The organism is Novosphingobium sp., from assembly GCF_036820275.1.
Lineage (GTDB): Bacteria > Pseudomonadota > Alphaproteobacteria > Sphingomonadales > Sphingomonadaceae > Novosphingobium.
On sequence record NZ_DAISLT010000001.1, the window covers coordinates 242,312 to 255,872 of the forward strand.

Here is a 13,561-nt window from a genome sequence, read left to right on the forward strand (position 1 = left end):
GAACCGGCCTGAAACTTCAGAATCGGGATGACGGGATGGTCAGCCTGATCTCCAGGCCGCCGCCCGTCGCTTCGTCCAGCGCGATTGCGCCGCCGTGCAGCTTCGCAACCGCCTCGACGAGGGCCAGCCCCAGCCCGGAACCGGCCACCCCGCGGCTGGGGTCTAACCGTCCGAACCGCTGCATCGCAGCCTCGCGCCGCTCGGGCGGAATGCCCGGACCATCGTCGCGCACGCCGAGCACGACCTGCTCGCCCTGCCTCCGGGCGAAGAGCGCGATCATGCTGCCGCCCTCTGCATACTTCACCGCGTTGTCGACCAGATTGCCGAGCGCCTGGCTCATCAGTTCCCGGTGAAGCGAAACCGAAAGGCCCCACGGCGCCTCTGCCCGCAGCTCGAAACCGGCATCCTCGGCATAAGGTTCGTACAAGGTCGCAAGATCGCCGAGAAAGTCTTCCAGCAAGGTCTCCTCGAAGCGCTCGCGCCCGATCCCGGCCTCGGCGCGGCCAATCTGGAGCGCCGTCGTGAGAATGCGGGTCAACGTATCAGCCTCGGTGAGCGCGCGTTGCATCGCTGCCTCGGCGGCGGGGTCGGTCACCTCCGAAGCGGCCTGCTCCAGCGCCGAGCGCAGCCGCGTCACGGGTGAGCGCAGATCGTGCGCCAGCCCCTCGGCCACGACCCGCAGTTCCCCCACCAGGGTCTCGATCCGCGCCAGCATCGCGTTGATTTCACCGGCAAGTTCATCGAAGGCGTCGCCCGAACCGTCGAGCGGCACGCGCGCCTCGAAAGCCCCGCTCCCCACCCGGTGCGCGGTCTGCGCCATGTCGTGGACCCGCTGGCCGACCAGCCGCGAGGTCAGTACCGCCACGAGCGTCGCCAGCGGCAGCGCCAGGAACAGCGCCGCCAGCAAGGCCTGCTCGAAACTGCGCTGGAGCTTGAGATCGCGGCCGATCTCGATCCCCGCAAGCAGGATCGAGCCGTCGGCAAGGCGCGTTTCGGAGAGCGCCATCGTCTGCGGCTGGGTGCTGTCGCTGCGATAGAGCATCGTTTCGAACAAGCTTCCGGCCTCCGGATCGGGCGGCGGCAGAGCCGAAAGGTTGCCCGCGATCGCCCGCCCGTCGCGGTCCGCCAGCAGCAGGACGGGGGCGCGGCGTCCCTCGTTGCCCAGGCGGCGTTCGATATTGAGTTTCAGCGCCGCCGCGCCGCCCTCCTGATAGGTATCGAGCAAGTCGTCGCGCAGTTCTTCGACCAGGGCATGCTGTTCGTCCCGCACGCTCTGCTGGCCGGCGATCCAGACGAAAGTCAGTACGCCGCCGGTCGCCACGAGTTGAAACAGCAGCACCGGAACGAAGAGACGGAACGTGGTCGAACGCAGAAATGCCCTGGCGCGCCTCCCTGCCCCCGGTGTCGCCGGCCCGATCTTCTCCGCCTCTGTCGTCAAGCGACGATCCCGAGACGATAGCCCGCGCCGCGCACGGTGTGCAGCAGCGGCGCCGCACCACCCTCGTCGAGCTTGCGGCGCAACCGGCTGACATGGACGTCGATGACATTGGTGCCGGGGTCGAAGTGATAGTCCCACACCGCTTCGAGCAGCATCGTGCGCGTCACCACTTCGTCGATATGGCGCAGGAAGTACTCGAGCAGGCGGAACTCGCGCGGCTGGAGATCGATCACGCGGCTGCCGCGCCGGACCTTGCGGGCGAGCAGGTCCATTTCCAGATCACCGCAGACGAGCCGCGTTTCCACCGCCGCCTGTCCGCCGCTGCGCTTCACCAGCAGGCGCACGCGGGCCAGCAGTTCGGCGAAGGCGAAAGGCTTGGTGAGGTAATCGTCCGCGCCGGAGGTCAGCCCGGTCACGCGGTCGTCGGTCGATCCCAGTGCCGAAAGCACGATCACCGGCGTCTCGATCCCCCCGGCGCGCAAGGCACCGAGCACCGACATCCCGTCCATCTGCGGGATCATGCGGTCGAGCACGATGGCATCGTACGTGCCGTCGCTCGCCAGAAACAGCGCATCGCGCCCGTTCGCCGCGCGATCGACCACGAAGCCTTCCTCAGTCATGCCCTTGGCGATGTAGGTGGCGGTGGCGTCGTCATCCTCGACGACCAACAACTTGTGCCCCATGTCTTCGCCCGGCCCCTTCACGTCGTATTACGGAGCCATCAGCTCCGGTTCACGGGCGAGATCGATCGTGCGAACCGCGCCCTGATGCATCACTGTCAGGTGGATAGGCCTTTGTCCGCGCACAGACAACTCCTCTGCCAGGGCCTGAAGCGTCGGCGGCTCGTGGCCGTCCGCGCTTTCGATCCAGTCGCCCACGGCAAGCCCCGCCTTCTCGGCATGCCCACGCGAGCGGACGCTGGTGACGACGAGGCCAGGTTGCGGCCCCGGCACGGGATCGGCGGTAAAGTCCAGCACCTGCCGCCAGGCCTCGCCGGACGGGGTGCCCTGGGGGCGGGGCAGGGTATGGCCGATCAGGTTGAAATGCCGCTGCGCCCAGATATCGCCCCATGTCAGCGCCCCGGTCACCGCCAGCAATGCACCGAGCATCGGCAACAGTCCCAGCAGGCGGCTCTTGCGCTCGTTCATGTCGGTCATCGCCAAGCTGCTGCTCCCTCGGGTGGGAGCCGGCGGGCACGGGACGGGTCCGAACAGGCAGGAAGGAAGAAGGGCGAAACGAACATGGACCGGCAATATCCTCGGCGCCGGCATAAGACCGGCCGCAAGCTACACCCATGTCCGGCACTATCGCACCGCCCAGCGCGCAAGTCACATTAAGGAAAGTCCATGTTCGCTCCACCCCGCGGCAAGGTGGCGCGGCGCAAAGCGGCATGATGACAAAGATGCCCCTCCGCAGACCCCGGCGCCGGACCGCCATCGTGATCGCGACGATCCTCGCCATCGCGGCGCTGCTGGTCGGTGTGTTCGGGTGGCTGGGCGCCTGGAACGCCAGTCCCTTCGTGGACATGCCCGCGCGAGAAAACGGAAACCACCACTACGCCGCCGTACTGTTGTCCGGCGATATGGGGCTGCGCGCCGGGCTCGGCGGTGAACTGGCCAGTCGCCTTGCCGATCATGGCATCGCCACGGTCGGCGTCAACTCGCTCAACTACTTCAAGGTGCGTCGCACGCCAGAGGATGTCTCGACAATGCTGGCGGAAGCCATCCGCCGCGCCATGGCGCTTGGCCATACCGATCGCGTCATCGTGCTGGGGCAGTCGTTCGGTTCGGACATGGTCCATGTCGGACTGGAACACCTTCCCGCCGACTTGCGCCGCCATGTCTCGATGGTCGTTCTCACCGTTCCCACCCGCACCGTGTTCCTGCGCGTCTCGCCGCTCGAATGGCTGGACGAGACGCCGCCCGATGCCCCCGCGCTGGCCAGCGCCAGCAAGTTGGGCTGGGTTCCGGTCGTCTGCATCCACGGTCAGGACGAACCGGAAAGCCTCTGCCCGCTGCTCCACTTGCCCCGCCTGACGCAGATCGTCCTGCCCGGCGACCACTACCTCAACAAGGATGCCGACCGCCTGTTCGGCGCCATTCGCGGCGTTCTTGCCGCCCACACCCTTGCCGGTCCGGAGACCGCACGATGAAAACCATCCGCCATGCCGCCCGCCTTGCCCTGATCCTCCCGCTGCTGATCGGCGCCCTGACCGCGACTGCCCCCGCGCAGCCCGCCCATGCCGCCGATCCCTTCGGCCACTGGCTCAATCCGCGCGGTGATGTGGAAGTGGCGGTGGCGCCGTGCGGGGCGATGCTCTGCGGCACCGTGACCTGGGTCGGCGGCCAGGCCGTGGCGGACGCCTCCGATGCCGGGGTCGGCCACCTCGTCGGCACCCAGCTTTTGCGAGACTATCACCGCGAGGGCGATGGCGGCTGGCAGGGGCAGGTCTTCGTCCCCGACATGGGCGAGACCTTCTTCTCGCGCATCCACCAGCTCGACCCCGGCCATCTCAAGATCAGCGGCTGTATCCTGCATGGGCTGATCTGCAAGTCGCAGACCTGGACGCGGCGGCCGTGAACGCGATCACCGCCCCTTCCGTAAAAGGACTTGCAAGACGCCTTGCGCACCTGAAGCCCCTGGCCCGCAGGCTGGCGGTTCCGGCGCAACTGACGGTCGCGGCGCTGGTTCTGGTGCTGGCGGCGCTGTGCCTGCACCGGCTGGCGATGTCGCTGAACATCCATGCGCTGATGCGAACCGCGCGCGCGATTCCGGGCTGGCGCCTCGCCGTCGCCTTCGGCCTGACGACGGCCAGCTACCTGCTGCTGACGATCTATGACGTCATGGCCCTGCGCACGATCGGACGGCCGCAACCCTACCGCACCGCCGCGCTCGCTTCCTTCACAAGCTACACGCTCAGCCACAATCTCGGCTTCGGCATCCTGACCGGCGCCGCGGCGCGCCTGCGCATCTACGGCGCCAAGGGAATGGGCGCGGGCGAAGTCGCCCGGGTCACCGCCATCGCCGGGATCACCTTCTGGACCGGCGTCTTCGCCTCCGTCGCGCTGGCCCTGCTGGTCCATCATCGCCCGCTTGTCATAGCGCAGCACGTCCTTCCCCTCGGCGTCCAGCACACGGCAGGCGCCGTGCTGCTGGCGCTGCTGGGTGGCGGCGCCTTGCTGGCCAAACGCTGGCACTTGCCCGGACCGGACGCGATCGCACGCATGACATTCGTGGCGCTGGCCGATATCGCCGCGGCCTGCGGCACGCTCTACGTACTGCTGCCCCATGCCGGGATCGCGCTCTATCCGCCGCTGCTGCTCGCCTATGTCCTGGCCATCGTCGTCGCGCTGGTAAGCCACGTTCCCGGCGGCCTCGGCGTGTTCGAGGCGACGGTCATCGCGCTCTGCCCGCAGATCCCGGCGGGAGAACTCGTGGCCGCCCTGCTCGTCTACCGCATCGTCTACTACCTCCTGCCACTGGCCCTCGCGCTCGTCCTGCTGCTGCGCCACGAGCATGCCCGCTGGCGGCGCCCGGCCGTGCTCGCACTGAAGGCGGGCGAGAGCATGATGGTCAGCCTCGCCCCGCGCGCCATCGCCCTGCTGGTCTTCCTCGGCGGTGCGATCCTGCTGCTGTCGGGCGCGACCCCCGCCCTGCCGGAACGCATGGCCGACATTCGCGGCATCGTGCCGCTGCCTTTCGTCGAAGCCTCGCAGATCGCCGCCAGCCTGGTCGGCACGCTGCTGCTGCTGCTGGCCCCCGCGCTCTACCGCCGCCTCGACGCTGCCTTCCTGCTGACCCGCGCCCTGCTGCTGGCGGGCGCCGCGTTCTCGCTTGCCAAGGGCCTCGACTGGGAGGAAGCGCTGACCCTGCTCGCCGTCGCAGGCGTGTTGCAGATAGCGCGCAAGGGGTTCTGGCGCCGCACCGCGCTCACTGCCGACGTGATGAGCACCAACTGGATTCTGGCCATGGTCGCCACGATCGCGCTGGTCATCGTGATCGGCTATTTCGCCCAGACCTTCCCCGCCTATCGCAGCAGTCTCTGGTGGAAATTCGCCTGGTCGGGCGACGCCTCGCGCTACTTGCGCACGAGCTTCGCCGTCGCCGTGCTGATGAGCGCCTCCACCCTGCTCGCCTTCCTGCGCCCCTCCCGCAGCGCCGTGCTGCCCGACGAAGGCCCGCTCGACGTGGACGCCGCCCTTCACCATGCCACCCGCTCGGAATCGATGCTCGCGCTCACCGGCGACAAGCTGTTCCTGGCCGGTCCCGAGGGCCGCTCGATGCTGATGTACCAGGTCCAGGGCCATTCCTGGATCGTCATGGGCGATCCCGTGGGCGATCCCGCCGACTGGCCCGAATTGCTCTGGCGCCTGCGCGAGCGGGCCGACGCCAACCAGGGCCGCGTGCTGCTCTATCAGGTCACGCCCGATGTTCTGCCGATCGCCATCGACATGGGCCTGCAACTGATGAAGTACGGCGAGGAAGCGCGCGTGGATCTCTCCCGCTTCGGTCTCGAAGGCTCCGCCGCCCGTCCCTTGCGCCACGCCATGCGCCGCGCCGAGCGCGAAGGCGCCGAATTCGCCATCGTCCCCGCCGCCCGTGTGCCGTCCCTCATGGGCGAGTTGCGCGCCGTCTCGGACGAATGGCTGCACGCGAAAGGCCAGCGCGAGAAGGCCTTCAGCGTCGGCCGCTTCGACGAAACCTACATCGCCCGCTGCGACATCGCCGTGATCCGCTGCGAGGGCCGGATCGTCGCCTTCGCCAATCTCTGGAAGACGGCGGGCCGGGAGGAACTCTCGGTGGACCTCATGCGCCACCGCGCCGATGTGCCCTACGGCTGCATGGACTTCCTGTTCACCCGCCTGATGCTCTGGGGCCGACAGGAGGGCTACGCTTGGTTCAACCTCGGCCTGGCGCCGCTTTCCGGCATCGAGGCCCGTCGCCTCGCCCCCACCTGGGCTCGCGCGGCGGGGATGCTGTTCCGCCACGGAGAAGCCTTCTACGGCTTCGAGGGCCTGCGGAACTACAAGGAGAAGTTCGCCCCGGTGTGGGAGCCGCGCTACATCGCCTGCAACGGCGGCATGGCGACCGGCCGCGCCCTGCTGGACCTCCAGTCGCTGATCTCCGACGGCAAAGGCAGCGCGGCCCGCCAGCGCCATCAACAGCGTAACCGGCAGCACCGGCGCGAAATTCCCTGAGGAAGCCGTCCCCGAAAACATCCAGACAAAGCCGAAGCGTGGCTGTCCATGCCGTCCGCCCGGCGCTATCGTCCTGCCGAGACGACCAGAATCCGGAAAGCCCCCGTCCTCGATGACCGTCATTGCCGCCCGCCTCTATCGCCAGGGTCAGCCCGCCGAGCCGGTTTCGCTCGAAAGCTGCCCCCCGATTCCCGACCATGCGAAGGGAGAAGCCGAGGACTTCGTGTGGATCGGCCTGCACGAGCCGACCGAAGCGGAACTGCGCGCCGTGCAGAAGACCTACGGCCTCCACCCTCTCGCGGTGGAGGATGCGCTCAAGGCCCATCAGCTGCCAAAAGTCGACATCTACGGCGACCAGCTCTTCGTGGTGGCCCGCACCGCCCATCTCGAAGGCGACGAGATCGTCTATGGCGAAACCTCGGTCTTCGTCGGCAAGCACCATGTCATCTCGGTCCGCCACGGCTCCGCTCGCGCGCATACCGAATTGCGCGCCCAGCTGGAGGCTGCGCCGACGCTGCTGTCGAATGGTGTCGACTATGTGCTCCACGCCATTCTGGACTTCATCGTCGACGGCTACCTGCCGATCGTCGAGACCATCGAGGAAAACGTGCTGGAGATCGAGAAGCACGCGCTCGACGCGTTTCTCGACCGCGAGGACGTGATGCGCCTGTTCGGCCTGCGCCGCGAACTGATCCGCTTCCAGCGCGTTCTCGGCCCGATGGCGGAAGTGAGCAGCAAGCTCGTCCATCTGGACGTGCCCTATCTCGATGCGGCGGTGCGGCCCTATTTCAAGGACGTCTACGACCACGTCCGCCGCGTCGATTCCATGGTCGCCAGCCTGCGCGAGGTCCTGACCACGGTGTTCGAGGTCAGCCACCTGCTGGAATCGCAGCGCCAGGGCACGATCACCCGCCAACTGGCGGCCTGGGCGGCGATCCTCGCCGTCCCGACCGCCATCGCGGGCATCTACGGCATGAACTTCACGAACATGCCCGAACTGCACATGCGCTACGGCTATTTCGGCGTACTGGGGGTAATCGTCCTGCTCTGCTCCACCTTGTATGTCTGGTTCCGGCATACAAGGTGGTTATAGGCGCTCACCCTTAGAGCTGCATCCTGACCTGAAGGCCCAGCGCGAGTGCATTGGGCGTCGAGCGGAAGCCGAAGGCGCCGGGGTCGATGATGTACTGTACGTCGGGACGGATCACCAGCCAGCGGTTGGCCTGGAAACCGTAGCTCAGTTCCAGCGCGGTTTCGCCCGCGGGAAGCGAAGCGTAGCTGCCCGGGACCGGCGCGGTGTCGACATGGAAACGGCGCAGGCGCGGATCGACGACGGCATGGGTGAAGCCGAGGCCGATCGTATCGGCGTCGCGGCCCTTGAACGTGCCGATCTTGATGACGCCGCCCGCATACCAGCGACTGATCTGGCCCGAGACCTGCGGATTGGCGGTGAACTGGCCGAACAGGGAAACGCCCCGGCTGCTGTCACCTTCCCGGTAGATCATCTGATCGGCAAGGATGTAGAAGCCGCCGCGCCCCCGGACCGTGCCGCCACCGCCCTGCTTGGGCACGCGCGCGGTGTCGTAGTAGACGCCGACCTTGTAATGGCCGGGCAATACGCGGCTGCCGGGACGAGTGCCGGGATCGTATTCCACCTCGAAGGGCAGCAGCACGCCGATAGTCCCACCTGCGAAGGGGTTCCAGGCATTCTTCTCGTCGTTAAGACGTGGATTCACCTGGTATACGCCGGTGCGCAGCACCACGTCCGGACGCAGCTTGTAGCGCACCGCCACGCCCCAGCGGGCATTGGGATAGTTGTACCAGCCGCTGTCTCCCGACATCGAGAGCGGATGGGCGCAGAACGCCGCGTTCACGAAGTTGCAGCCGATCGGCTGTCCGCCCAGGTCGTTGCCCATGGCGAAGTAGCCGACGCGGAAATTGAGCTTGCCGCCCATCAGGTTTTGCTCGACGCTAGCCTCGGTCAGGCGCGCATAATAGCCGCCAGCGGCCTCCTGGATCGGCAGGCGATTGCCCACGAAGTCTGAGGAAATGCCAACGCCGCGCCGGTCGTTGAAGGTCACATGGACGATCCCGCCCTGCCATCCGGTGAGCTTTTCCATGTCGAAGTCCGCGCCGAGGCGAAGCTGATGGACATAAGTGGTCCCGCGGCGCTGTCCGCCGTCGACGGCGGAGAAGCTTTCCGAAACGTAGTCGCCGCGGATCGTCACCCCGTCCTGCTTGAGATCGCTGCGCAGCCCGCCCCAATTGCCGGTGAGCGTCTCGCGCGCGGCGGGCTTTTCGTTGCTCGCGGCAGGTGCCGGAGCAATGACGGAAGTTTGCACCGAGGTCGGAGCCGAAGCTTGCGCGGTAGTCTCTTCGCCGGCGTCCTCTTCCGCATAAGCCGTCGAGGCTGCGAAAGGGGTGGCGATCAGCAGGCCGCAGCCGGTCATCCGGGCGGCGATACGAACAAGGGGTCGTGTCATGATGTGAATGTGCAGGGCCAAAGCCCCCTCCTCTCCGCAATCGATTGAGACGCGGGATTTCCTTTATAGAATGGAATGCGTGGGGGCGGTGCCGATGCACCGCCCCCACTGGCCGTTACGGCAGGGTATAAGCGATCACGTAGTCCCCGCGGTCGGGCGACTGGCGCGCGCCGCCTGCGGTGATCACCACATACTGCTTGCCGGTCTTCGGCGACTTGTAGCTCATCGGGCCGCCCTGGCTGCCAACAGGCAGGCGGGCTTTCCAGACTTCCTTGCCGTTCGCCGAGTTGAAGGCGCGCAAGTAGTAGTCCTGGGTTCCGGCGATGAAGACGAGACCGCCCTGCGTGGCGAGCGTACCGCCCAGCGTCGGCATGCCGATCGGGATCGGCAGGCCCATCTTGATGCCCATCGGACCGGTGTCGCGCACGGTGCCGACCGGGACCTGCCACTTGATCTTGCGGGTCTTCATGTCGATCGCCGAGAGCGTACCGAACGGCGGAGCCTGGCAGGGAATGCCCAGAGCCGAGAGGAAGCGGTCCTTCACCACCGAATAGGGCGTGCCCTTCAGCGGAACGCTGCCCATGCCGGTGTTGACAGCTTCACCGGCGGCCCCGGCCTTGCCTGCCTGTTCCTTGGTCTGCGGGAACATCTGGACCCAGAGGCCGAGGCGCATGTCGTTGGCGAAGATCGTGCCGCTGGTCGGGTCGATCGAGAGACCACCCCAGTTCATGCCGCCCAGCGAACCGGGGAAGCTCAGCGACTTGTCGGTGCCGGGCGCGGTATAGAGCCCTTCGTAGCGCATGCCCTTGAAGGCGATGCGGCACATGAGCTGGTCGAACGGCGTGGCGCCCCACATGTCCGCCTCGGTCAGCGAGCCGACGCCGATCTGCGGCATGCCGACCGACTTCGGCTGGGTCAGCGAATAGGGCTCGTTCGGGATGTTCGCGGCCTTGACCTTCACGTTCGCCACTTCGGTCAGCGGCTTGCCGGTCGCACGGTCGAGCACGTAGAGCTGCCCGGCCTTGGTCCCGAACACGAGCGCGGGCACCGTGCGGCCGTCCTTGGCCGCGAAGTCGAGGAAGCTCGGCTGCATCGGCAGGTCGAAGTCCCAGAGGTCGTTATGAACGGTCTGGAAGTGCCACTTTTCCTTGCCGGTCGTGGCGTCGAGCGCGAGCATCGAGGCGCCGTACTGGTGGTCGAGCGAAGTCCGGGGAACGCCGTAGAGATCCACCGAGGAACTGCCCACCGGCATGAACACGGTGTTGGAAGCCGGGTCGTAGGACATGGCCGCCCAGACGTTGGGGGTGGAGCGGGTATAGGTCTGGCCCGGCGCGGGCATGCCGGTGATCGCCGGATTGCCCGGATCGAAGGCCCAGCGCAGCTTACCAGTGACCACGTCGAAGCCGCGCATGACGCCGCCCGGCATGTCCACCTGGACGTTGTCCGCCACGCGTCCGCCGACGACCACGGTGGTTCCGGCGAGGGTCGGCGCCGAAGTCAGCTGGTACTGCGGGTCGGGAGCATTGCCGAGACCGGCCTTGAGGTCCACGCGGCCGCCGTTGCCGAAGTCCGGGCAGAACTTGCCGGTGTCGGCATCGAGCGCGATCAGTTCGGCATTGATGGTGTTCATCAGAATGCGGCGTTGGCACGGCGCACCCTCGGGCACGGTGACGGCCGTGATCGGGGTCGAACCGGGCATGTTCGGCTGCTGGAGCGGTGCCTTGGCGTCAAAGTACGCAAGGCCGCGGCAGCGATTCCAGACCGAGGCCCGCGCATCGATCCGCGCCTTCCACTTCTCGCGGCCGGTGTCGGCATCGAGCGCGATGACGTTGTTGTGCGGGGTGCAGACGTAAACGGTGTCGCCGACCTGAAGCGGCGTGTCCTGGTCCTCGGCGCCGTTGCCGTCGCTGATGGCAACGTCGCCAGTGCGATAGGTCCAGGCGACCTTGAGCTTGTTCACGTTGTCGCGGGTGATCTGGTCCAGCGCCACGAAGCGGCTGCCGCCGCTCGTGTTGCCGTAGGCTTCCCAGTTCTTCTGCTCGTGGGCAGGGTCGACCGGGAGCAGCGCACCTTCCTGGCCGGAGAAGGCCACGGTCGCGTGCGGCACGAACATGCCCGCAAAACCGGCGGCCGAAGCTACGCCGACGACGGCGGCGACACCGACGGCCGGTTTCCACGCGGGCACCCGGCCCACCGCGCGCAGCAGCAGCGGATAGGAAAGCGCCACGACCGTCGCGCCGACGCCCATTGCCAGAAGGCGGGAAATCAGCGGCCAGAACGAGAAGCCCACTTCCCACAGTGCCCAGAAGACCGTCAGCAGGAACGTGATACCGAACAGCAGCGCGCCCGCCGGACGACGGCGGGCGATCAGGAAGCCGGATGCAAGCAGCGCGAGCCCGGCCAGCACGAAGTAGAAACTACCTCCGAGACTGACGAGCTTGGCGCCCGCGATCGTAAAGAAGAGACCTGCGCCAAGGATCACCACTCCCAGCAGGAGCAGCCATGCCCTGGTCAGCAGACCACTATCGTTCGTCGTGCCCCGCATGCGGCACCTCCTTGCTTGCTTTCGTACGAAACGGATTCGGTTCCCTGCGGTACGGAAACGGCAAAAGGCGCGGCCATGCCAGCTTCTAGGATGCGAAGCAGGAAATGCGCGCAATCAATGCTTTGCCGGTATTTGTGACCGCACGGATTGGAAGCGTCGCGCATAGCGTTCTCACCACACCATCGACCAATTTGAATTACGCAACGGCGATCGTTTATTGCTTTGTTATTTCTATGATATTCCAAAACATGGAGGCATGGAAGACTATCTTTTAGTTATGGGATCCCGACATCGGTGATCGCACGAAACCCTCCATCCCCATTCTCGACCAATTAAGTTGACAATATGGTCGCGCCATGCAAGCCGCTGCTTTGTGTCAGGTTCATGGGCACAGGGCGCCACCCGCCCCTTGCATGAAGGCCCGCAAGAGACGAAATTGAGACCCAACCGGGTGATCCCGGACGAGGCCCCAACCGGCAAACGATGCGCCTAACGAAAGAGGGCGCGTCTTCCCGCTCCCGGGGCAGATGTGAAGGTAAGCGAATGTCGAATAACCCGCGCGCCGAACGGTCGTGGCTTCCCAGTTTCGGAACCCAGGTCATGCTCGGCATGGTCTTCGGTCTGTTGGCCGGACTCGCCGTCCGGCAGATAGGACCGGACAGCGCACTCGCAAGCAGCGCCACCGAGACCTTCCACACGATCGCGCAGATCTTCGTCCAGCTTCTGCGCACGCTGGTGCCGCCGCTGGTCTTCACCGCGATCATTGCCTCGGTCGCGGCGCTGCGCGGGCTGGACAATGCTGTGAAGCTGGTAGGGCAGACCCTGCTCTGGTTCGCGATCACCGCCCTGATCGCCGTGTTGATCGGCATCACGCTCGGCCTGACCATCCAGCCCGGCCTCCACGCCAGCGTCGACGCCGGCGCCGCGCAAGTCCCCAAGGCCGTGGGTGGATGGCTGGACTTCCTCAAGGGCTTGGTGCCCGCCAACTACCTGGGCATCACCGCATCGACCACGCTGGAAGCCGACGGCCCCGCCACCTCGGTCTCCTTCAATGTCCTGCAGATCATCATCGCCGCCGTCGCGGTCGGTGCCGCCGCCGTGAAGGTCGGCGAAAAGGCGGAAGCCTTCCTGACCTTCATGACTTCGGCCAACCTCGTGCTGCGCCAGTTGCTGCGCTGGCTGATCGCGTTGACCCCGCTCGGCTCGGCGGCCCTGATCGCCAATGCCGTGGTCAGCTACGGCTGGGACGCCCTTTCCGCGCTCGGCGCCTTCGCGGGCGCGGTCTACATCGGCCTCGCGATCGTGCTGCTGGGCGTCTACCCGATCCTGCTGCTGCTGCACCGGATCAATCCGCTGCGCTTCTTCTCGGTCGCCTGGCCGGCGATCCAGATCGGCTTCCTTTCGCGGTCCTCGGTGGGCACGATGCCCGTCACCGAAGAAGTGACCGAGCGCCTCGGGGTGCCCCGTTCCTACGCCGCCTTCGCGGTGCCGCTCGGCTCGACCACCAAGATGGATGGCTGCGCGGCGATCTATCCGGCGATCTCGGCGATCTTCGTCGCCCAGTTCTACGGCGTACCGCTGCAGTTTTCCGACTATGCGCTGATCGTCTTCGTCTCGGTGATCGGCTCGGCCGCAACGGCAGGCCTGACCGGCGCGGTGGTGATGCTGACGCTCACCCTGTCGACCCTTCGCCTGCCGCTGGAAGGCGTCGGCCTGCTGCTGGCCATCGACCCGATCCTCGACATGGGCCGCACCGCCGTGAACGTCGCCGGACAGGCCCTGGTGCCCACGATCGTCTCCGAGCGCCTCGGTATTCGCGGACCGATGCAGCTCGAAGCCGCGAACGAACCGGCGCCCGCCGCACACTGACCGGCGGAAGCGCGAAAAAAGGGGAGCG

General features: G+C 66.7%; 10 protein-coding genes. 5 read left to right on the top strand and 5 right to left on the bottom strand.

The window, feature by feature from the left end:
• Positions 1–16 precede the first annotated feature (16 nt).
• From V7066_RS00950 to V7066_RS00960, 3 genes are read right to left on the bottom strand one after another with little or no spacing between them, the layout of a single operon-like run.
• Positions 17–1,438: a sensor histidine kinase gene (locus tag V7066_RS00950; protein ID WP_334181376.1), complete on the bottom strand. Its 1,422-nt coding sequence runs from the start codon at positions 1,436–1,438 to the stop codon at positions 17–19.
• Positions 1,435–2,121, bottom strand: coding sequence for a response regulator transcription factor (locus V7066_RS00955; RefSeq protein ID WP_334181377.1), 687 nt, complete (start codon positions 2,119–2,121; stop codon positions 1,435–1,437). Before V7066_RS00955 ends, V7066_RS00950 begins: the two co-directional genes overlap by 4 nt.
• A 27-nt stretch (positions 2,122–2,148) precedes the next feature.
• Positions 2,149–2,595 carry a PDZ domain-containing protein gene (locus tag V7066_RS00960; protein WP_334181378.1) on the bottom strand — a complete coding sequence of 149 codons (447 nt, stop codon included), beginning with the start codon at positions 2,593–2,595 and terminating at the stop codon, positions 2,149–2,151.
• 245 nt (positions 2,596–2,840) lie between these two features.
• Here V7066_RS00960 and V7066_RS00965 point away from each other — a divergent pair, with 245 nt between their 5' ends.
• The 4 genes from V7066_RS00965 to V7066_RS00980 all read left to right on the top strand — a co-directional run bounded on the left by V7066_RS00965 (position 2,841) and on the right by V7066_RS00980 (position 7,729).
• A complete protein-coding gene (locus V7066_RS00965) occupies positions 2,841–3,590 on the top strand; it encodes an AcvB/VirJ family lysyl-phosphatidylglycerol hydrolase (RefSeq protein ID WP_334181379.1) in 750 nt (249 codons plus the stop codon).
• The gene (locus tag V7066_RS00970; protein WP_334181380.1) at positions 3,587–4,018 is read left to right on the top strand and encodes a DUF2147 domain-containing protein; all 432 of its coding nucleotides are present in this window, start codon (positions 3,587–3,589) and stop codon (positions 4,016–4,018) included. Before V7066_RS00965 ends, V7066_RS00970 begins: the two co-directional genes overlap by 4 nt.
• Positions 4,015–6,636 carry a bifunctional lysylphosphatidylglycerol flippase/synthetase MprF gene (gene mprF, locus V7066_RS00975; protein WP_334181381.1) on the top strand — a complete coding sequence of 874 codons (2,622 nt, stop codon included), beginning with the start codon at positions 4,015–4,017 and terminating at the stop codon, positions 6,634–6,636. Before V7066_RS00970 ends, mprF begins: the two co-directional genes overlap by 4 nt.
• Positions 6,637–6,748: 112 nt before the next feature.
• Entirely contained in the window at positions 6,749–7,729 is a 981-nt protein-coding gene (locus V7066_RS00980; RefSeq protein WP_334181382.1) for a magnesium and cobalt transport protein CorA, read from the top strand.
• Positions 7,730–7,739: 10 nt separating this feature from the next.
• Here V7066_RS00980 and V7066_RS00985 read toward each other — a convergent pair whose 3' ends face one another.
• Positions 7,740–9,119, bottom strand: coding sequence for a carbohydrate porin (locus tag V7066_RS00985; protein WP_334181383.1), 1,380 nt, complete (start codon positions 9,117–9,119; stop codon positions 7,740–7,742).
• Between the two features lie 115 nt (positions 9,120–9,234).
• Complete coding sequence (locus tag V7066_RS00990; protein ID WP_334181384.1) at positions 9,235–11,664, bottom strand: glucose/quinate/shikimate family membrane-bound PQQ-dependent dehydrogenase; 2,430 nt, start codon at positions 11,662–11,664, stop codon at positions 9,235–9,237.
• Positions 11,665–12,207: 543 nt separating this feature from the next.
• Here V7066_RS00990 and V7066_RS00995 point away from each other — a divergent pair.
• The gene (locus V7066_RS00995; protein ID WP_334181385.1) at positions 12,208–13,533 is read left to right on the top strand and encodes a dicarboxylate/amino acid:cation symporter; all 1,326 of its coding nucleotides are present in this window, start codon (positions 12,208–12,210) and stop codon (positions 13,531–13,533) included.
• Positions 13,534–13,561 lie beyond the last annotated feature (28 nt).